Annotated in this window: 22 protein-coding genes and 1 tRNA gene; 13 read left to right on the forward strand and 10 right to left on the reverse strand. The window is 65.7% G+C overall.

What is annotated here, in order from left to right:
- Positions 1–2 precede the first annotated feature (2 nt).
- The 5 genes from BLT60_RS11835 to BLT60_RS11855 all read right to left on the reverse strand — a co-directional run bounded on the left by BLT60_RS11835 (position 3) and on the right by BLT60_RS11855 (position 4,716).
- A complete protein-coding gene (locus BLT60_RS11835; RefSeq protein ID WP_090876642.1) occupies positions 3–548 on the reverse strand; it encodes a DUF1254 domain-containing protein in 546 nt (181 codons plus the stop codon).
- On the reverse strand, positions 545–1,117 hold the full coding sequence (locus BLT60_RS11840) for a DUF1214 domain-containing protein (RefSeq protein WP_090876643.1): 573 nt from the start codon (positions 1,115–1,117) through the stop codon (positions 545–547). The genes BLT60_RS11835 and BLT60_RS11840 overlap by 4 nt, the downstream gene beginning before the upstream one ends.
- A gap of 72 nt (positions 1,118–1,189) precedes the next feature.
- Positions 1,190–3,397 (reverse strand): transglycosylase domain-containing protein, encoded by a 2,208-nt coding sequence (locus tag BLT60_RS11845; protein WP_210185606.1) that lies wholly within the window; start codon positions 3,395–3,397, stop codon positions 1,190–1,192.
- Between the two features lie 95 nt (positions 3,398–3,492).
- On the reverse strand, positions 3,493–3,933 hold the full coding sequence (gene trxC, locus BLT60_RS11850; RefSeq protein ID WP_090876644.1) for a thioredoxin TrxC: 441 nt from the start codon (positions 3,931–3,933) through the stop codon (positions 3,493–3,495).
- Positions 3,934–4,077: 144 nt separating this feature from the next.
- Positions 4,078–4,716: an OmpA family protein gene (locus BLT60_RS11855; protein WP_175478394.1), complete on the reverse strand. Its 639-nt coding sequence runs from the start codon at positions 4,714–4,716 to the stop codon at positions 4,078–4,080.
- A gap of 119 nt (positions 4,717–4,835) precedes the next feature.
- On the opposite strand from BLT60_RS11855, the gene BLT60_RS11860 reads away from it, so the two are divergent.
- The 3 genes from BLT60_RS11860 to BLT60_RS11870 all read left to right on the forward strand — a co-directional run bounded on the left by BLT60_RS11860 (position 4,836) and on the right by BLT60_RS11870 (position 6,986).
- Positions 4,836–5,417, forward strand: a complete 582-nt coding sequence (locus BLT60_RS11860) for a YcgN family cysteine cluster protein (protein ID WP_090876646.1) — start codon at positions 4,836–4,838, stop codon at positions 5,415–5,417.
- Between the two features lie 122 nt (positions 5,418–5,539).
- Positions 5,540–6,238 (forward strand): HAD family hydrolase, encoded by a 699-nt coding sequence (locus BLT60_RS11865; protein ID WP_210185601.1) that lies wholly within the window; start codon positions 5,540–5,542, stop codon positions 6,236–6,238.
- A gap of 43 nt (positions 6,239–6,281) precedes the next feature.
- Positions 6,282–6,986: an SDR family oxidoreductase gene (locus tag BLT60_RS11870; protein ID WP_090876648.1), complete on the forward strand. Its 705-nt coding sequence runs from the start codon at positions 6,282–6,284 to the stop codon at positions 6,984–6,986.
- A 40-nt stretch (positions 6,987–7,026) separates the two neighbouring features.
- Here the strand turns inward: BLT60_RS11870 and BLT60_RS11875 are convergent, their stop codons facing one another.
- Complete coding sequence (locus tag BLT60_RS11875; RefSeq protein WP_090876649.1) at positions 7,027–7,335, reverse strand: BrnA antitoxin family protein; 309 nt, start codon at positions 7,333–7,335, stop codon at positions 7,027–7,029.
- Between the two features lie 230 nt (positions 7,336–7,565).
- On the opposite strand from BLT60_RS11875, the gene BLT60_RS11880 reads away from it, so the two are divergent.
- From BLT60_RS11880 to BLT60_RS11920, 9 genes are all read left to right on the forward strand, one after another.
- Positions 7,566–8,678, forward strand: coding sequence for a hypothetical protein (locus BLT60_RS11880; protein WP_090876650.1), 1,113 nt, complete (start codon positions 7,566–7,568; stop codon positions 8,676–8,678).
- A gap of 168 nt (positions 8,679–8,846) precedes the next feature.
- On the forward strand, positions 8,847–9,302 hold the full coding sequence (locus tag BLT60_RS11885; protein WP_090876793.1) for a PACE efflux transporter: 456 nt from the start codon (positions 8,847–8,849) through the stop codon (positions 9,300–9,302).
- Between the two features lie 398 nt (positions 9,303–9,700).
- A complete protein-coding gene (locus BLT60_RS11890; RefSeq protein ID WP_139167814.1) occupies positions 9,701–10,333 on the forward strand; it encodes a hypothetical protein in 633 nt (210 codons plus the stop codon).
- Positions 10,334–10,669: 336 nt separating this feature from the next.
- On the forward strand, positions 10,670–11,281 hold the full coding sequence (locus BLT60_RS11895) for a hypothetical protein (RefSeq protein WP_139167815.1): 612 nt from the start codon (positions 10,670–10,672) through the stop codon (positions 11,279–11,281).
- On the forward strand, positions 11,262–12,509 hold the full coding sequence (locus BLT60_RS11900; RefSeq protein ID WP_425285002.1) for a DNA-packaging protein: 1,248 nt from the start codon (positions 11,262–11,264) through the stop codon (positions 12,507–12,509). Before BLT60_RS11895 ends, BLT60_RS11900 begins: the two co-directional genes overlap by 20 nt.
- 162 nt (positions 12,510–12,671) lie before the next feature.
- Positions 12,672–12,746 (forward strand) — tRNA-Val (locus BLT60_RS11905).
- Between the two features lie 72 nt (positions 12,747–12,818).
- Positions 12,819–13,613: a DODA-type extradiol aromatic ring-opening family dioxygenase gene (locus tag BLT60_RS11910; protein ID WP_090876653.1), complete on the forward strand. Its 795-nt coding sequence runs from the start codon at positions 12,819–12,821 to the stop codon at positions 13,611–13,613.
- 154 nt (positions 13,614–13,767) lie between these two features.
- Positions 13,768–14,376, forward strand: coding sequence for a L,D-transpeptidase (locus tag BLT60_RS11915; RefSeq protein ID WP_090876795.1), 609 nt, complete (start codon positions 13,768–13,770; stop codon positions 14,374–14,376).
- A 206-nt stretch (positions 14,377–14,582) separates the two neighbouring features.
- Positions 14,583–15,092, forward strand: a complete 510-nt coding sequence (locus BLT60_RS11920; protein WP_175478395.1) for a hypothetical protein — start codon at positions 14,583–14,585, stop codon at positions 15,090–15,092.
- A 72-nt stretch (positions 15,093–15,164) separates the two neighbouring features.
- On the opposite strand, the gene BLT60_RS11925 is transcribed toward BLT60_RS11920, so the two are convergent.
- Together BLT60_RS11925 and BLT60_RS11930 are read right to left on the reverse strand one after the other, a co-directional pair.
- Positions 15,165–15,584, reverse strand: a complete 420-nt coding sequence (locus BLT60_RS11925; protein WP_175478396.1) for an SRPBCC family protein — start codon at positions 15,582–15,584, stop codon at positions 15,165–15,167.
- Between the two features lie 156 nt (positions 15,585–15,740).
- A complete protein-coding gene (locus BLT60_RS11930) occupies positions 15,741–15,992 on the reverse strand; it encodes a hypothetical protein (protein ID WP_090876656.1) in 252 nt (83 codons plus the stop codon).
- Between the two features lie 193 nt (positions 15,993–16,185).
- Here BLT60_RS11930 and BLT60_RS11935 point away from each other — a divergent pair, with 193 nt between their 5' ends.
- On the forward strand, positions 16,186–16,608 hold the full coding sequence (locus BLT60_RS11935) for a DUF7282 domain-containing protein (protein ID WP_090876657.1): 423 nt from the start codon (positions 16,186–16,188) through the stop codon (positions 16,606–16,608).
- Between the two features lie 99 nt (positions 16,609–16,707).
- Here BLT60_RS11935 and BLT60_RS11940 read toward each other — a convergent pair whose 3' ends face one another.
- Together BLT60_RS11940 and BLT60_RS11945 are read right to left on the reverse strand one after the other, a co-directional pair.
- The gene (locus BLT60_RS11940; RefSeq protein WP_175478397.1) at positions 16,708–17,094 is read right to left on the reverse strand and encodes an EF-hand domain-containing protein; all 387 of its coding nucleotides are present in this window, start codon (positions 17,092–17,094) and stop codon (positions 16,708–16,710) included.
- Positions 17,095–17,138: 44 nt separating this feature from the next.
- Positions 17,139–17,459 (reverse strand): hypothetical protein, encoded by a 321-nt coding sequence (locus tag BLT60_RS11945; protein ID WP_090876659.1) that lies wholly within the window; start codon positions 17,457–17,459, stop codon positions 17,139–17,141.
- Between the last annotated feature and the right edge of the window lie 2 nt (positions 17,460–17,461).

Below are 17,461 nucleotides of genomic sequence, written 5' to 3' on the forward strand. Positions count from 1 at the left end.
GCCTAGATCGCGTTGCTGCATTCGGCGCTGTCGAGCGCCGCCCGGGCGCGGGGCAGCATGGTGTCGTCGCTGACAAAAACCCGGATCAACGCAAAGCCGGTATCCAGCGGCAGTTCGACGACGATGGCGGTTTCGAGCGCCTCCGGCGGGTCCTGCCGCAACTGGGCCATCTGCACCGGCGTGATGATCACCAGGTCGAGTTCCGACCGCTCCGCGGCGCGGTCGTTGAGGCTGTAGGCGTTCCGTCCGCGCCGGTCGAACACGGCGATCGACCAGAAGCTGTCGGGAAGGGCCGCCGAGATCTGAAGCGGTCCATCGGCGAGGGAAAAACGGCAGACCGAATAGAGCATCCGGGGATCGAGACCGTCGAGCGGTTCGGCACCCGGCCTGGCCTGGGGCAGGACATGGAACGCTCCGTCGCGGCCGAACTGGCGCATCTGCGACCAGGCGTCGGCCGTCGCGAAGAGCGGGACCATGAGGACGGAGGTAATGTGGATGATGCCGGCAAGCATCAGGCCGCCGATAACGTAGAGCAGGGTCCGGTTCATCGGCACTGCTCCCGCCGGACATCCGGCATGGTGGAGTCGGCCGGCGTGCCCGTGGTCAGCGGCGTGTCGTAGAGGCGCAGCACCAGCTTGAATCTTTCGGCCCCGGCAATCGGCAGCCAGTTGCCGGGCTGGACGTCGGGCGAGACAACGATATCGAAACTGCCGTCGGTGCGGCGGAGAATTTCGCGCGAGTGAAAGCCCTGGCGCTGCGCCGCGTTGGCCATCAGCCGGCCATCCTGATCGTAGGCGGTGAGGGTCCACAGCCGCGCCGCCGGAGTCTGGCCGTCAATGTGGTAGGTGCAGTTGCCGGCGAGCGGATCGCCGTCTGCATCGACGCTGACCGTGAATGCCAGCCCCTCGCCGGCGCCCAGCGGCAGCTCGCCGGTTCGCGCCAGCCGGGCCACCGCATACGGGTCGGCGCCCGGGCTGCCGGCCTCGGGCGAGGCGGTCCAGTCACCGATCCTGACGAGGCCGAAGATGTTGCCGCGCTCGACTGCCAGCCAGGCGGTCGACAGACCGATCCCCGCAGCGATGACGATGGCTATCGCGATGTCTATGAGGGGTCGCACTCGGAGAGTCCCATGCCGCGAGTCGCAGGATACAGGGCGAGCCGCCTGCGCGCCAATCGACTTGAAGGATACCTATCGGGCGTCGGGGAGCGCCGGAAGGTTCGTGGTTGCAGGGTCGGCACCGGCCAGGCCGATCTCGCCGATCGGCCGGGGGACGGCAAGGCTGGCGACCGGGCGAAGCGGGCGGGCGGAGCGCATCAATTCTTCCAGCCGGATCAATTGCGCCGTCGCCGCGGCCGACAGGGTTGCCGCCGAGCGGACATCCTCTCCACCTTCCGGCGTCTCGGCTTCGGCGACCACCGCATCGCTGTCGCCGTCTTCCGGCTCGACGAACGGAATCGGTTTCACCGGCACGCCGGCATGGGCATAGGTCATCACCTGGTTCCAGATTGTCGCGGGCAGGCTGCCGCCGGTGAGGCGGCGGGTCGGCTGGTAATTGTCGTTGCCCATCCAGACGGCGGCCGCATAATTGCCCGTATAGCCGACGAACCAGGCGTCGCGATAGGCCGAGGTGGTGCCGGTCTTGCCCGCGGTTTTGATGCCGTCGAGCTTGGCCCGGCGGCCGGTTCCCCATTCGGGCACCTGGGACAGGATCTCGTTCATCGCGGCGACGGTCGTGTCGTCGAGCGCGCGCTCCGGCGGCGGCGCATCCTTGCGCCGATCGTAGAGGACGTCGCCGCGGCTGTTCATCACCTGGGTGAAGGCATAGGGCGTCGCCTTGTAGCCGCCATTGGCGAAGACCGCATAGGCACCCGCCATGTCGACGACCTTGACCTCGGCGGCGCCGAGCGGCAGCGACCGGGTGATCAGAAGTTCTGTCGTCAGACCCATCTTCTTGGCGGTCTCGACGATCTTGTCGCGGCCGATGGCCTGGGCCAGCCGGACCGGTATGATGTTGATCGACTTGACCAGCGCCGTGGTCAGCGACACCGCGCCGGAGTAGCCGCCGGAATAATTGCGCGGGCACCAGCCGCCGATGCACAGCGGCGCGTCGCGAACGATGCTTTGCGGCGTGTAGCCGTTCATCATTGCCGTCGCGTAGACGAACGGCTTGAAGGACGAGCCCGGCTGGCGCAGCGCGTCGGTCGCCCGGTTGAACTGGCTCTCGCCATAGTCGCGTCCACCCACCATGGCCCGGACCGCGCCGTCGGGTTCGACGACGACCATGGCCGCCTGCCGCGCCCGGTAAACGTCGGCCTTCTCGCGGAGGATCGTTTCGACCGCCTCGTCGGCCACCTTCTGGAAGCCGAGGTCGACGGTCGAGCGGACGGTCAGGCTGCGGTCGCCCTTGAGCCGCAACTGCTTCACCTGGTCGAACGCCCAGTCCATGAAGTAATTCGGCGACCCGGCCGTGTCGGTCTGCTCGATGACGTTGGCCGGGTGACGCCGCGCGCCGATCACCTGGCCCTCGGTCAGGAAGCCGGCCTGGACCATGTTGGTGAGCACTTCATTGGCGCGGGCGCGGGCCGCCGGAAGGTTGACGTGCGGCGCATACCGGGCCGGGGCCTTGAACAGGCCGGCGAGCAGCGCCGCCTCGGCAAGGTTCACGTCCTTCACCGACTTGCCGAAATAGTATTCCGACGCCGCCTCGACGCCGAAATTGCCACCCCCCATATAGGCCCGGTCGAGATAGAGCTTGAGGATTTCCTCCTTCGACATGTTGGTCTCGAGCCAGAGAGCCAGGAAAGCTTCCTTGATCTTGCGTTCGAGTGTCCGCTCGTTCGAAAGGAAGAGGTTCTTGGCAAGCTGCTGCGAAAGCGACGAACCGCCCTGGACCACGGCATCGGCGCGCAGGTTCTCGCCCATCGCCCGGACCGTGCCGGGAACGTCGATCCCGAAATGGGTGAAGAAGCGCCGGTCCTCGGTCGCGAGCACCGCCTTGATCAGGTGGTCGGGCATCTCTTCAAGCGGCACGGTTTCCTTGCGCTTGATGCCGCGCTTGCCGATCTCGTTGCCGTTGCGGTCGAGGAAGGTGACGGAATAATCGCCCTGCGATTCCCAGCCGTTACGCGTCGCATCGAAGGCGGGGAGGGCCAGCGCAACGGCCAGCACGGCTCCGCCGAGGCCGAGTGTCAGGGCGTCGCTGCCGACTTCGGATACCGCGCGCGGGAATCCGGTCAGGCGGAAGCGGCGCATGAAGACCGAGAAGGCCTCGATCTTGGCGCCAATGAAACGCCCTGTCCGAAACAGGCCGGTGTCCACCCAGGAATCGATATCGATCAGGCGGATCGTGCGCCGTTTCCGGTTACTCGACTGAAAGGGATCGCGCAAAGGACTGATCCGGTGTGCTGGCTCGACTCAAGCCGATGATGTCGCCGATCAGTAAAGGATAGGCAAGTGGGCGAAGTTAAGGAAGGGTAGGATAGATCGCTGGCTCAGGCGGTGAAGGGCTTCAGCCAGGCCGAAAGCGTAGCCGCGTCCATGGCGCCGGCCCGCCGCGCGACTTCCTTGCCGCCCTTGAAGACGATCGTCGTCGGAATTCCGCGGATCTTGTAGCGCGACGCCAGTTGCGGCTCGGCCTCGGTGTCGAGCTTGAGGAAGCGCATTCCGGGCTCAAGTTCAGCGGCGGTTTTCGCATAGGCCGGCGCCATCATCTTGCAGGGGCCGCACCACTCCGCCCAGAAATCGACGGCGACCGGAATGTCGTTGCGGGCGACATGCTTGTCGAAGCTCGCCGACCGGACGGCTGCGGGATGCCCGTCGAAGAGCGGCTTGTGGCATTGGCCGCACTTGGCCGCGCCCGGATTCTTGCCAGCGGGGGCGCGATTGATCGCCTCGCAATGCGGGCAGACAATGTGGCGGGCGGTGTCGTTCATGGCGAGTGTCTCGGGGCGAGGCGCTTGCGCGCGTCTCTTCCATGTTCAGATGGTGACCGGTTACCTGTCGCGTCAAGGGCGGGCGGCAAGACGCCGGCCCCATGGTGATGGGACCGGCGGCGCGTGCAAGCCAGGCGGGCGTTCCTACTGAATATCGAGATTGACCAGCTGGACGCGGCGGTTGACGCCGGAGACCGGGTCGAAGCGGTCCTTGAGGTTTTCCTCGCCATAGCCGACCGCGATCAGCGATTCCGGGTCGATGGCGAAGTTTGCGACCAGGAAGGCCTTGACCGACCAGGCGCGGCGCTCGGAGAGCTGCTGGTTGTACCCATTGCTGCCCGAGGCGTCGGTGTGGCCGGCGATCAGGAAGGTCTGGTCGCTGAGCCGCGGATCGCTGAGGGCCTGGCCCAGGGCCGACAGGCTGCCATAGGCATTCGGGTCTATCACCGCGGAATCATAGGCGAAATAGATCTCCATATCGACGCTGGGAAGCTGGTATTGCTCGACCGCCGCGGCCAGTTGGCGCCGTTCGGCGCTGCCGACCGTGCGGGTTGCCATGCGGCGGAGGTCGTGGGTCGAGAAAGCCGGCGCCGGGGCATGGCGGATGGTCTCCGGCGCCACCATCTTGCGAACGAAGTCCGGATCGGCGGCAACAGCGCGGGGATTGCGCGCCAGCGCTTCGATCAGGGCGTCGCGCGATTGCGCGGTGGCGGGGAGGGCGGAGAGCGCCGAGGCTCCCAGCGACAAGACGATGGCGAAGGCAATGGCTGTGCGCGTTTTCATGGGTCCCGGCTCCTCTTTTCTGGCTCGGATCGTGGTCATGAGGTATCGGTTCCGGACTGAACCACCTCTGAACACCGCTGTTGGGTGATGTTCATGTGCCGGAGGCCGGAAGATCTGGAATGCCGCAAGACCGCAGTGTGAAGACGCCCCGCGCCGGGTCCCGGCGGAAATCCGCGACAGCAGGAGACGTCCCCGGAACGCCGTTCTGGAAGGAGCTGGCGCTCGCGGACATGTCGCAGGCGCAGTGGGAATCGCTTTGCGACGGCTGCGCCCGCTGCTGCCTCAACAAACTCGAGGATTGGGACACCGGCCAGATCCACTGGACCGAGGTTGCCTGCCATCTGCTCGACGATTCAACCTGTCATTGTGCCGATTATCCGAACCGCTCGGTGCGGGTTCCGGACTGCGTGCCGCTGACCCCGAAAAACGTCACCGAGCTGACCTGGCTGCCGCCGACCTGCGGCTACAAGCTGGTCGCCGACGGTCGCGATCTCTACTGGTGGCATCCGCTGGTCTCCGGCGATCCCGACACGGTCCACTATGCCGGGATCTCGGTACGCGGCCGGACGATCTCGGAGAATGACGTGACGGTGGAGGCGTATGAGGACCACCTCGTTGACTGGCCCGGCGAGGATCCGGCCGACCTGATCGAACTGGCCGAGCGCGGCAAGGCGACGGCGCTCAAGAAGACCGGCGGGTGAGGGCGAGCCTTTCCATCAGCACATGCCTCAGCCCCCGGTTGGCCTTTGACGGCCGGGGCGGGTAGGACACCGTCTGCAATTCCAACGCCCGCGATTCCTCGACAACACAGGACATGACCGACGTGGACCGACCGAAACTGGTGATCTTCGACTGCGATGGTGTGCTGGTCGACAGCGAGAGCGCCCATAGCGAGGTGGTCGCGGCGAGCCTCACCCGCTACGGCCTCGAGATCACGCCGGAGGCGTGCATGGCGCGTTTCGTCGGCAGCCGGATGGCGACTATCGGCGAGACCGCGACGGCCATGGGCGCGACGCTGCCGGACGACTGGGTCAAGGAGGTTTATGCCGAGATCTTCGTCAAGCTGAGGGACGGGGTAGAGATGATCCCCGGCATCCCGGCGCTGCTCGACGAACTCGACGCCGCCGGCATTCCCTACTGCGTCGGCTCGAATGGCAGTGAGGACAAGATGGAAATCACCCTCGGCCATATCGGTATCCACGACCGCTTCGCCGGCCGGATCTTTTCCGCCTATACGCTCAACACCTGGAAGCCGGAGCCCGGCCTGTACCTGCATGCGGCGCAGGCGCTGGGCGTCGCCGCTGCCGACAGCGTCGTCGTCGAGGACAGCGTCACCGGCGCCACGGCCGCCCAGCGGGCCGGCATGCGCTGCTTCGGCTACGCGCCGCATGACGACGGCGCCGGGCTGGCCGCTGTCGGGGCGACGGTCTTTCACGACATGGCGGCGCTGCCCGGCCTGCTCGGGCTGGCGGAGGGCGACAGGCGGCGCGAGGCGCCGGCGCAATCGCTGCGGAGCGCCTGAGGCGCGACCGCCCAAGAACGGATTTGAGAGAGGGAGAAGGACAATGGATATCGCGGGCAAGAAGGCGCTTGTATTCGGCGGCACGTCGGGCATCGGCCTGGCGACAGCGAAGCAACTGGCCGACGGCGGCGCCAGCGTGGTGGCGATCAGCCGCAATCCCGACAAGGCCGGCGACGTGCCGGCGGGCATCACGCTGAAGGCCTGCGACGTCCGCGACAGCGACGCGGTGGCGGCGCTGTGCGCCGCCGAGGGACCGTTCGACATCCTCGTTGGCGCGGCGACCGGCGGCGAGCGCGCCATCGGCCCGTTCCTCGAGATGGACATGGACGGCTACAAGGGCTCGTTCAACAAGCTCTGGGGCTATGCCAATGTCGTCCGTTTCGGCACCGGGCACCTGACGGAAAAGGGCGCCATCGTCCTGGTCAGCGGCACGCCGGCGCGGCGGATGCGGCCGGGCCAGATCGCGCTCTCGTCGGTCGGCGGCGCGGTCGAGGCCTTTGCCCGGGGTGTTGCGCCGGAGATCGCCCCGAAACGGATCAACGTCGTGTCGCCCGGCATGATCGACACGCCGATGCACGGGCCCGACGGCGCCGAGCGCAAGGCGGCGACCGACAAGCGCTCCGCCGGCAACCTGATCCCGCGCGCCGGCACCGCCGACGAGGTGGCGCAGGCGATCCTCTTCGTCATCACCAACGACTTCGTTACCGGCACGACGGTCGACGTCGACGGCGGCTGGCTGCTGACCTGAGGACGGCGCGGTAGAGGCCGGCAGGCGAGTGTCGGCGGGTCTAGCGCCTGTGAGCCTTGCGTTGCCGCGCGACGGTGCGTTCGAGGCTTTCGTTGATGCGGGTCTGCCAGCCGGGGCCACCAGCGCGGAAATGCTCCAGCACGTCCTGCGACAGGCGGATCTTCACCGCCTCCTTCGGGCGATCGAGCCTCGGCCGGCCACGACGTACGACCTTGCCAGCCTCACGGACCTCGGCGCGGGCCAACTGCTCGTCGGTGAGTTCCGGCGCCTCATCGTATTCCTCCGGGCGGATAGCGTGGGCATCGACGCTCCTCAAGTCGCTGCCGATACCCTTTTTGTTACCGCTCATTGCACGTCCCCATCGCCAACTGGCGCGCCTCAACTGCATCGCTTCCAGAACCACATCACCATTCGCCCTGCCAGACGGCCGGGCGGCTTGCGCGTTCCGGACCGTCGCGGCTGCTCATCCTTTTGTCCGGGCGGCTGACAGGGTTTTGTTAGCCTAACGGGTGCTATCCCTCAGCCTGATTTCGCTCGCCTTCGGGCGATCGAGGGGACGGTTCTGGGGAAAGGAACAGCATGCCAGTTCAGAAACTCAATGTCAGCGGTGGTCCGATCGGAATCACCTATTCCGGACCGTTCGAGGTCTGGACGATTGCGAAGGGCGTGTCCGTGTCCGCCACCGATGCCGGGGTGTTGAGCGAGTTCGCTTCCAGCACGTTGGTCAACAAGGGATCGGTTGCTGGCCACGACGGGGTCTATTTCGATCCCGACGCATTTGGCGAATACGTTGTCAGGAATACCAAGAGCGGAAAAATCAACGCGGAAAACATCGGGATCTTTGTTGAAGATTTTTCGGGCCCGCTGTCTGTTTCAAACAAGGGAAAGATCACGGGCGATGTAACCGGCATCAAATCCGATGGATCAAGCGACGTCAGCATAGAAAACAAGGGACGCATCTTCGGTGAGTACGAAGGGATCGAAATCGATTTCCAGTCGATGGGCACCACCGGTGTCTCGATCGACAACTACGCCAGCATAAGGTCCCTGGAATATGCGATCGCGCTTGATGATTATTACGGACAGACCGCCAAGATCATGAATGCGAAGGGCGCGACGATCAAGGCGCCCGTGGCGATCTACAGCGACGAGCAACTCAAGCTGACGAATGAGGGCAAGATCAAGGGTGACATCTTCACCTATGACGGCAACGACAAGATCATCAACAAGATGAAGATCGTTGGCGATGTGCGGGTCGGCGAGGGCGACGATACGATCAAGAACAAGGGCGACGCCAGGACGACGGGACTGATGGACGGCCACGAGGGAAACGACACCTTCGTCCTCGGCAACAAGACCGACAAGATCCTGTTCGATTCGGCGCTCGATGCGGCGACCAACGTCGATCGCATCAAGAATTTCGAGTCCGGCGATGACAGGCTCTATCTCGACGAGGATTTCTTCCCGATGCTCTCGACCGGGAAAGTCAAAGGATCGGAATTCCACAAGGGCAAGTCGGCCAAGGACGCCGACGACTACCTGATCTATCACCAGAAGACCGGCGCCCTCTATTACGACGCGGACGGTTCCGGCATCGCCGACAAGACGAAGTTCGCCCAGTTCGATGCCGGCACCAAGCTGACGGCGTCCGACATCCGGGTGGGCGAATACACGTTCGATTTCTTTGTCTGAAAGCGGCCGGTCGGCGGCATTGGCCGCCGGCCGGTCCACCTTGCCGGAGCGAACGCGCCCGGGCGCCCTTGCAGCCGGTGACAGCGCTTCGCATATGATGAAATGAGCGAGGACGACCTCCCCATGAAGACACCCTTCGGGACGACCCGGAGACCGAAGGGGAGCGTCATGCGCACCACCAGAGATCGTATCCGCCACGCCATCAGCTTCGAGATCATCGGGCTGATCCTCATCACGCCGCTCGGCGCCTGGGCGTTCGGCATGCCGCTGCACGATATCGGCGTCGTCGCCATCGTCGGCGCGACGATCGCCACGGCGTGGAACTACCTTTTCAATCTGATGTTCGACCGCGCGATGCTGCGGGCGACCGGCGCGGTAGCCAAGACGCTGCTCGTCCGTGTCCTGCACGCGGTGCTGTTCGAGGTCGGGCTGCTGGCGCTGCTGATGCCGTTCATCGCCTGGCAGCTCGGCATCAGCCTGCTCGATGCGCTGGTGATGGACCTTGGCTTCGCCGGCTTCTACCTGGTCTACGCCTTCGTCTTCAACTGGGCTTATGACGTGGTTTTCCCGGTGCCGGGACGGCGGGCCGAGGCGGCGCCGACCCGGCGCGCGGCGTGGCGGTAGCCGGCTGGCAGGGGCGGGTTGGCCGCCTGGCACCCCCCCATTTGGGGGGATTTGGGACGACCGAATCCCCTGTACACAGGGAGGGCGTCGGACCCGAGCCTCCCACGGCAGGGCGCGGACGGTGCTAGCCCTCCTCTCTCCGGAGGACCGTCCGCCGACCAAAGCGGCCCCCATTTGGCGACGAGTGGGGGCCGTCTTGGCGTTTGCCAGGGTGCAGAGGTGGCGAAAGAAGCGCGCCCTAGACTCCCGGTAGCAATCGGCCCACCATTTCCGAATCGCAAGTCTTCGGTCCGCTGATAGCCTCAGTGGGCAAGCGCAGGCGGTTAGCTTGTGGCATACTCTGCTTGGTCCGAAACGGCGACCTCCCGTCACGGTGGTCCGTGGGAGGCTTCTTATTCATGGCAACTCGCCCCGTCAGCAAAGCGGCCTTGGACCATGCCGAAGCGCTGTTTGTCGAAGCCTTTGGCCGCGCCATGCTCAACTGGTCTCATGTCGAACAACGCCTGTTTTGGTACTTCGAACACATCACGGAAATGAAACACGAGATGAGCCGCGCCGTATACTATTCGGCCCGGAATTTTACCGCGCGGGCTGAGATGTTGGCCGCTGCGATGTCCGCAAATCAAGCCTTAGATAGCGACCTATCCGTGTTCCTGCAAAAAGCGCTCAAGAAGGCCCGCCAATACCAAGCCTTTAGAAACTCACTTGCCCACGGCGAAACTATCATGTTCGCCAATACAGGTATTCGAGCTGAGAACCGGCTCACCCTCGTCGAAGGCAAGCGCGCCCTCCATTTGTCGATCGATTCGGGAATCAAAGTTTCCCAACTGAGGACCGCCGCAAAGAACTTCAGCCGGCTCGCGTCACTCCTAACCGTGGTTTATCTCAACCAGATGACCAAGGGCGCACACGGCAAGTCGCCTGCACAATGTCTGAAACAAGTTCTTCGGCTTCCCAACACTGCAAGCTCGCGGACACCAGCCCCGATCCCAAAAGAACGGAAACCCCGGCGTCGATCATCTGGAAAGTAATTCAATTTCGGGCGCGCCAGCCTCACCCGCCGAAGCAAGGGAGACAGTCGCAGCAATGTCCGAATTATCTACCTCGTCATGTGCATAAATAGGAATAAAAACCTTGACGCCGTGACGCTGGCCCGGTAGAGTCCGGCTATGGTCGGGAAGGCTCATCCGACGCTTGTCGGCGGCCCCCAACCTCCTCACACGTTTACCCAGCGCGGTTGCGGCCGCCGTCCTCCTCCCCGGCGGACCGATGCGCCGCGCCACCTCGAAGCTCCTGCCCGGATACGGGCGGGGGCTTTCTTTTTTGGCCGGCCGTCCGCCTTGGCGGCGGGCCGGCGGGAGACACGCATGGACCTGCACCCTCATACCCCGATACCGAACGGCCATGATCCCGGTGCGATGCCGGCCGTGGCGCGGCGCGGCGCGATGGCCGCGCTGGGACGCGACCCGGCGGCGCGCGAGACCCTGCGCCGGATGGTCGAGGAGACGCCGCGCTCGCTGCGCCAGATTGCCATCGAACACGGCGTGCCGCCGGGATCGTTCCACCGCTTTGTCGTCGAGCAGGGCTGGATCCGGCCGCCGGAGGCGCCGCGCGCCGCGCCGCGCCGCGAACGTCCGGCCCCCGGCGACCGGCCGCTGGCGGCGGGCCTCGGCGATGCCGGCGCGGTGATGGGCCGGCTGGTCGGCGCGGTCGACCGGCAGGTGGCGATGATCGAACAGCGGCTGGCGAAGCGCGACGCGGCCGTCGAGGAAAAGGACGCGCGCATCCTCGGCACGCTGGCCAAGACGCTGGCAACCCTGATGGCGCTCGAGCGGGACGGCGGCGCGAAACCCGACAGAGCGGAGCCCCCCGATAGTGGAGAATTTCGAGCAGATCTTCTGCGCCGAATTGCAGCGTGGGCTGGACAACGGACAGAGCCCGCTGGACCTGTTGGCGGCACTGACGGAAGCGCAGGCTGAATTCGCCAATGGCCGCTGGCTGATCTGGGCCCGGCCGGACCAGATGCCGCCGCCGGGCGACTGGCTGACCTGGCTGATGCTCGGCGGGCGCGGCGCCGGCAAGACCCGGGCAGGCGCCGAATGGGTGCGCGGACTGGCGCTCGGCCTGCCGCCTTTCGCAAGCCTGCCGGTCGCCCGCATCGCCCTGGTCGGCGAGACCTTCGCCGACGTCCGCGAGGTGATGATCGAGGGCGTCTCCGGCCTGTTGCGGGTCCACGCCACCGGCGAGCAGCCGGACTGGCAGCCGACGCGGCGGCGGCTGGTCTGGCCGAATGGCGCGGTGGCGCAGGCGTTTTCGGCGGAGGATCCCGAAGGTCTGCGCGGCCCGCAATTCGGCGCCGCCTGGAGCGACGAGCTGGCCAAGTGGCGTCATGCCGAGGCGACCTGGGACATGCTGCAATTCGGCCTCAGGCTCGGCGAGCGGCCGCGCCAGATGGTGACGACGACGCCGCGGCCGATCCCGTTGCTCAGGCGGCTGATCGCCGCCGCCGACACGACGATCACCCGGGCGACCACCCGCGCCAACCGCTTCAACCTCGCCTCCGGTTTCATCGAGCGCGTCGTCGGCCGCTATGCCGGGACGCGGCTCGGTCGGCAGGAACTGGAGGGCGAACTGATCGAGGATCGGGCGGACGGCCTGTGGCAGCGCCACGAGATCGAGGCGGCGCGGGTCGGCCTGCATCCGCCGCTCGGCCGCATCGTCGTCGCCGTCGATCCGCCGGCCTCGAAGCGGAGCGGCATCTGCGGCATCGTCGCCGCCGGGCTCGGGCCCGACGGCATCGGCTATGTCATCGCCGACGCGACGGTGACCGAGGTGCGGCCCGACCAGTGGGCGGCGGCGGCGATCCGGCTCTACCGGCGCTTCGACGCCGACGCGCTGGTCGCCGAGGTCAACCAGGGCGGCGACATGGTCGAGGCGGTGCTGCGCGAGGTCGATGCGACGGTGCCGGTGACCAAGGTCCGGGCGACCCGCGGCAAGTGGCTGAGGGCCGAGCCGGTGGCCGCACTCTATGCGCAAGGCCGGGTGCGCCATGTCGGGGCGCTGGCGGCGCTCGAGGACGAACTCTGCGACTTCGGCCCCGACGGCCTGTCGGCCGGCCGCTCGCCCGACCGCCTCGATGCGCTGGTCTGGGCGATCGCCGCGCTGATGCTGGGCGAGGGCGGCGAGCCGCGGGTGCGGGGGCTGTGAGGGGAGGGGCGGCCGGAAGAGAGGCCGGGCCGACGCTGGGGTTCGCCGGGGCGGTTGGCGGGGGCGGCGAAAAAGGGCTGCGACAACCGCTTGCACTGCCCGAACCGGCCCTGCTATATGCGGGCGCATCAGCCTTGCCTTCGAAACGCGGCACGGCCGGATGGGCGGTTAGCTCAGCGGGAGAGCACTACGTTGACATCGTAGGGGTCACTGGTTCAATCCCAGTACCGCCCACCATTTTTCCCGACGCGACGGCATGAGTCTGACGGATCCCGTTTTCCCTCGCACGCCTGGTGGAACCTCTTCGCCATGACAATGCCCAGCCTGTTCATTTCCCATGGCGGCCCGAATATCGTGCTCGACGATACGCCGGCGCGCGATTACCTGACCGGGCTGGAGGCGGTGATCGGCAGGCCTTCGGCGATCGTCATCATGTCGGCCCATTTCGAGACGTCCGGGCCGGTCGTGGTCACCGATCCCGAGCCGGGGATGATCTACGACTTCGGCGGCTTTCCCGACGAATTGTACAAGATCGTCTACCCGGCGCCCGGCGACCCGAAGCTGGCCGAACGCGTCCGTACGATGCTGGGGGAGGCGGGATTTGCGGCCGGTGTCGCGGCCGAGCGGGGCTACGATCACGGCGCGTGGACGCCGATGCTGCTTGCCTTCCCGGCGGCCGATATCCCCATCGTCCAGGTATCGATCGATCCATCCCGCGACGCCGCCTATCACTATGCCCTGGGCAGGGCGCTGGCGCCGCTGCGCGACGACGATATCCTCGTCATCGGCTCGGGCCACATCACCCACAATCTCCGCGCGGTGTTTGGCGCCATGCGGGGCGGGGTCGCGCCGGACGCGGCGATGGCCGGCAAGGTCGCCGCCTTCACGGAGTGGTTCGCCGACCGCTTCGCGGCTGGCGACCGCGCGGCGATCCTCGACTGGAAGGCCGAAGCGCCCTTCGTCGTCGAGAACCACCCGACCGACGAGCACCTGATGCCGCTGTTCTTCGCCTATGGGGCCGGCGGCGACGCGCCACGGGCGGAACGCGTCCACGATTCGAAGCAGATGGGCTTCTTCGCCTTCGATTCCTGGCGTTTCGACTGAGGTCTTGGCGCCGGAGTCGATCGGGGGCGTTTTGTATGACGGCCGATCATTTTTTCTCCATGATTGGCCGCTTCTTGTCATAATGAAACCTGAACCACTTCCAGGGAGCGCCGCTGCTGGCGTCGCCGCCCGCTCGCAACGGAACGAGATGACGATGACCGAACGGACTTTGGAAGACCCGGCTCGACCGCGCGGCGCCTGGCTGCTGGCCGCGGTCGTCGCCTTCGCGACGATGTTCCTGGCATTTCAGCCGCCAGCCCACAGCGCCACGGGCCTGACGCCGATCCCGGGGGAGAACGAACTCGCCCGCAACCTGCAGCGGACGCCGGTCTCCTACCGCACCCAGATGCCGGCCGGCTCGATCATCATCGATACGTCGGAGCGCTACCTCTACTACATCATGGGCAACGGCAACGCGCTGCGCTACGGCATCGCCGTCGGCAAGGAGGGCTTCCAGTGGGAAGGCTCGATGCGGGTGAGCAAGAAGCGCGAATGGCCCGACTGGCGCCCGCCGGCGGACATGATCGAACGGGCCAAGGCGCAGGGAAAGAACCTGCCACGTGTTGTCCCGGGCGGCCCCGAAAATCCGCTTGGCGCCCGCGCCCTCTATCTCGGCTGGTCCGAATACCGGATTCACGGCACCAACGCGCCGAGCTCGATCGGCAAGGCGGCCTCGTCGGGCTGCATCCGCATGTTCAACGGGCATGTTATCGATCTCTACGACAGGACGCGGCTGCGCGCCCGCGTGGTTGTCACGCCCTGACCGACGCCATCAATCGATATCAAATTCGTTAATGAAAACAGGGCCCTGAGGGCCCTGTTTTTCGTTGTGTCCCGGGTCACAGCGCTCCCTGCATTTCACCTGTATCGCTATTTCATCGGAACCAACGACCCGCCTTCAGGCGTTGATGAACCGAAAGCCCCGAACGCTCGGCGAGCCACCAGGGGGCGAAACAAGGGATCAGAACGATGGCAAGGCATCTGGGAAAGGCAGCATCGGTAGCGGGCGGTATCGCCCTGTCCGCGGTGACGGCCGCCGTCGCCTTCGCCAACATCCCGGCCGAATCGACCTTCGAAGACAATCTCTCGCAAACCGCGCCGGTTGGTCACGCAACGACCATGGCCGCGCCGGTCGGCGGCGCGCCGCTGTTCGTCGCCGCCGCCTCCGGCGCGCTTCCGGTCTGCGTTACCGACGATGAGGTCATCTCCCGCCTGGAAGCCGAGCGCAACGAGCTGGGCGGCGAGACCGTGATGCTGGCCGGCGGGCTTGAACAGGCCTTTGCCGACGAATGGCGCCGCCAGACCGAAAGCGCCCCGGTCGAGGTGTCGACCGTGCTGGCGCATGTCCTGCCGGAGGGTGACGTCAGTTTCGTCGACGTCATCGAGATTGGTATCGATGGGTGCGCGCTGTCGCGCACGATCATTACCGAGGACGACTGGCGCTACCTTCTGGTGCGTGCGGCAGGCGTTGGAGTCTGACCGACCTGTCTAGCGCAGTGGTCCCCGGAAGCAGGGGCGCTACCCGCGACAGCGGCGTGGAACGGACCCGAACTAGCCGGGTGTCTCGCAAAGCCGGATAAAGTTCGCATGCTCCCTGGCGAGGTCCCGCCGGATCAGGGGAACGAGCATCGGCAGCATGAATCTCATGGCCCCCTTGCCCTTCGCATTAAACCGGCCGGTCATCGTCGTTACGCCGTCAGCCTCGGTCAGCAGGTAGTCAATTTGTACGTCCATGCTGGCACTGCGAACGACAAACGACAGCGTTTCGGGCCGATTGTAGCCGGTAATCGTCACGTCATGCTGCCCGCGCTTGTCCACCACCATGAACTGCGTGCCTTCGCCGATCGGTTCACCGGACCGCAGTTCAACCTCCGCGACGCCACTGTTCCAGCGGGTCTCGTTCCGGGCGTCCGCCATAAAGTCGTACGCTTTCGCTGCCGGGCATCTGATGTGCATGACGTCGGTTATCATGTCGCTCATACAGAAGACTAGGAGCCAGCATACCGTTCCGTCAACGATGGTGCGCCCTCACTTTGCGAAGACGATACAGCGGTAAAGGCCCGGTGCAGCTCGTTTGCTTCGACGCAACCCGCGATCCTTTACTTCTGGAAGCCGTGATCCCTGGTCCTAATCCGGGCTGGTCAGCGCTACCGGCGGCAGCGACTCGGTCACGCCCACATACACCTGCCATAGCCAGGACGGTCGCGTCTGGATGGTCGCGAGACATTGCCACGCCTCCGCGCCCTTGCCGTCGGCGGTCGTGTCCGGGCGGGGGCAGGCGCCAGTGAGCAGCGCGTGGCGCTGGTTCTCCTCTCGCGCCAGCCGGTCGGCCAGGAAACCGATGGTAACGAGCAGCGCGGCAATGACGGCATATTTCATCTGAGGATTCCGACCACGGACGCCTGGCTCGCAACCATAGCCCGCGGCGCGGTCGACGCTGTGAGCGCGATTACATCCGTCGCCCGAGCAGAATAAATCGGCGGTGGTGAAACCCGATCCCCGTTCCTTCCGTAGCTCTCTGTAGCGCCGCCCGTGACATGGGCGGTACGCGAACAATGAGAGGAGAATTTCAATGCGGAAACTTGCGATCCTTGCCCTCGCCGCCAGCGCGCTTGGCGCGACCCCGGCGCTTGCCGATCACCTCAACCTCGACGTCAACGCGGTCAAGACCGACGGCGCGACGATCACCTTTCCGTCGGCCCTGATCGACAAGAACGGCTTCGTGGTGATCCATGAGGTCGTCAACGGCAACGTCGTCGTGCCGGCGTCGATCGGCAACACCTTCATCGAAGCGGGTACCACGGAGAATGTCGTGGTCACCGCCGACTATCCGCTCAAGGACGGAGAGGACTTCATCGCCATGCTTCACTACGACACCGACGGCGATGGCAAATACTCCTTCGGCGAAGGCATGACCGACGTCGATACGCCGGCGCTCAACGCCGAGGAGAAGCCCTATGTCAAGCCGTTCAAGGCCGGCATGAGCGCCATGTAGTCTGTTGCCGCGCCACCCGAGACTCCCACTCGCGAGAGGCGCCAACACGCCCCGTGGCAGATCTGTCCCTTCTGCCACGGGGCGTTTTTCAGGCCGGTCCTACTGCTGGCCTTCGTAGGCCGTCTCGATTTCTTCCATGGTCAGGAAGCCGTCCGAGTCCGCGTCGATCGCCTTGAAGTCGGCCAGCTTCTCTTCGATCATTTCCTCGAGCGACAGCGACCCGCTCTTGTCGGCGTCATTGTCGGTGAACTCGACATGGGTCGCGATTTCGCCGGCTTCTTCCGCGTCGATGACCTGGTCGCCATTGGCGTCGGATTCGTCGAACTGCCGGATCGAAATGATCAGGACTTCGCCCTTGCTGAGGACGCCGTCGCCGTTTTCGTCGGACTTGATGAAGACGATTTCCATGTCGGTCGGCTCGGCGACCGCCGGAGCGGCAAACGCCGCGAAGGCCGCTGCAGCTGCTGCTGCGATCAGAACTCTCATCACTTTGCTCCAGTTTTCAGGGGAGAGGTTTGCGTCGCGGGACATCAGCTCTTCATGCAGTCGGCAAAGGCCTGATTGTAAAGCTGGTTGTAGCGGTTGGCGCGGGCGCCGCCGCCGACCACTGCGCCGGCACCGCCGCCGATCGCCGCCGCGACACCGACCGGACCGCCGATGATGCCACCGACGATGGCGCCGCCGACCGCACCGAACAGGGCGCCGCCGGCCACCGGGCCGCGTGAGTTGCGGCGGGCAAAATCCTTGGCATAACCGTTACAATAGGTCGCGTCGGGAGCAGTGAAGGCGGGCTCCGGGACAACGACGGCCGACGCGGCCGTCAGGGCCACCGCCCCAGCGACGAGCATCATGG

The sequence above is a fragment of the Bauldia litoralis genome (assembly GCF_900104485.1).
GTDB lineage: Bacteria > Pseudomonadota > Alphaproteobacteria > Rhizobiales > Kaistiaceae > Bauldia > Bauldia litoralis.

What these genes read in the sequence shown, in the direction of transcription:
- BLT60_RS11935 (WP_090876657.1), top strand. Translation starts at nt 16,186, where the DNA reads ATGCGGAAACTTGCGATCCTTGCCCTCGCCGCCAGCGCGCTTGGCGCG.
- BLT60_RS11915 (WP_090876795.1), top strand. Translation starts at nt 13,768, where the DNA reads ATGACCGAACGGACTTTGGAAGACCCGGCTCGACCGCGCGGCGCCTGG.
- BLT60_RS11860 (WP_090876646.1), top strand. Translation starts at nt 4,836, where the DNA reads ATGCCGCAAGACCGCAGTGTGAAGACGCCCCGCGCCGGGTCCCGGCGG.
- BLT60_RS11925 (WP_175478396.1), bottom strand. Translation starts at nt 15,584, where the DNA reads ATGATAACCGACGTCATGCACATCAGATGCCCGGCAGCGAAAGCGTAC.
- BLT60_RS11870 (WP_090876648.1), top strand. Translation starts at nt 6,282, where the DNA reads ATGGATATCGCGGGCAAGAAGGCGCTTGTATTCGGCGGCACGTCGGGC.
- BLT60_RS11945 (WP_090876659.1), bottom strand. Translation starts at nt 17,459, where the DNA reads ATGATGCTCGTCGCTGGGGCGGTGGCCCTGACGGCCGCGTCGGCCGTC.
- BLT60_RS11875 (WP_090876649.1), bottom strand. Translation starts at nt 7,335, where the DNA reads ATGAGCGGTAACAAAAAGGGTATCGGCAGCGACTTGAGGAGCGTCGAT.
- BLT60_RS11890 (WP_139167814.1), top strand. Translation starts at nt 9,701, where the DNA reads ATGGCAACTCGCCCCGTCAGCAAAGCGGCCTTGGACCATGCCGAAGCG.
- BLT60_RS11930 (WP_090876656.1), bottom strand. Translation starts at nt 15,992, where the DNA reads ATGAAATATGCCGTCATTGCCGCGCTGCTCGTTACCATCGGTTTCCTG.
- BLT60_RS11910 (WP_090876653.1), top strand. Translation starts at nt 12,819, where the DNA reads ATGACAATGCCCAGCCTGTTCATTTCCCATGGCGGCCCGAATATCGTG.
- BLT60_RS11895 (WP_139167815.1), top strand. Translation starts at nt 10,670, where the DNA reads ATGGACCTGCACCCTCATACCCCGATACCGAACGGCCATGATCCCGGT.
- BLT60_RS11920 (WP_175478395.1), top strand. Translation starts at nt 14,583, where the DNA reads ATGGCAAGGCATCTGGGAAAGGCAGCATCGGTAGCGGGCGGTATCGCC.
- BLT60_RS11880 (WP_090876650.1), top strand. Translation starts at nt 7,566, where the DNA reads ATGCCAGTTCAGAAACTCAATGTCAGCGGTGGTCCGATCGGAATCACC.
- BLT60_RS11940 (WP_175478397.1), bottom strand. Translation starts at nt 17,094, where the DNA reads ATGAGAGTTCTGATCGCAGCAGCAGCTGCAGCGGCCTTCGCGGCGTTT.
- trxC (WP_090876644.1), bottom strand. Translation starts at nt 3,933, where the DNA reads ATGAACGACACCGCCCGCCACATTGTCTGCCCGCATTGCGAGGCGATC.
- BLT60_RS11835 (WP_090876642.1), bottom strand. Translation starts at nt 548, where the DNA reads ATGAACCGGACCCTGCTCTACGTTATCGGCGGCCTGATGCTTGCCGGC.
- BLT60_RS11885 (WP_090876793.1), top strand. Translation starts at nt 8,847, where the DNA reads ATGCGCACCACCAGAGATCGTATCCGCCACGCCATCAGCTTCGAGATC.
- BLT60_RS11855 (WP_175478394.1), bottom strand. Translation starts at nt 4,716, where the DNA reads ATGAAAACGCGCACAGCCATTGCCTTCGCCATCGTCTTGTCGCTGGGA.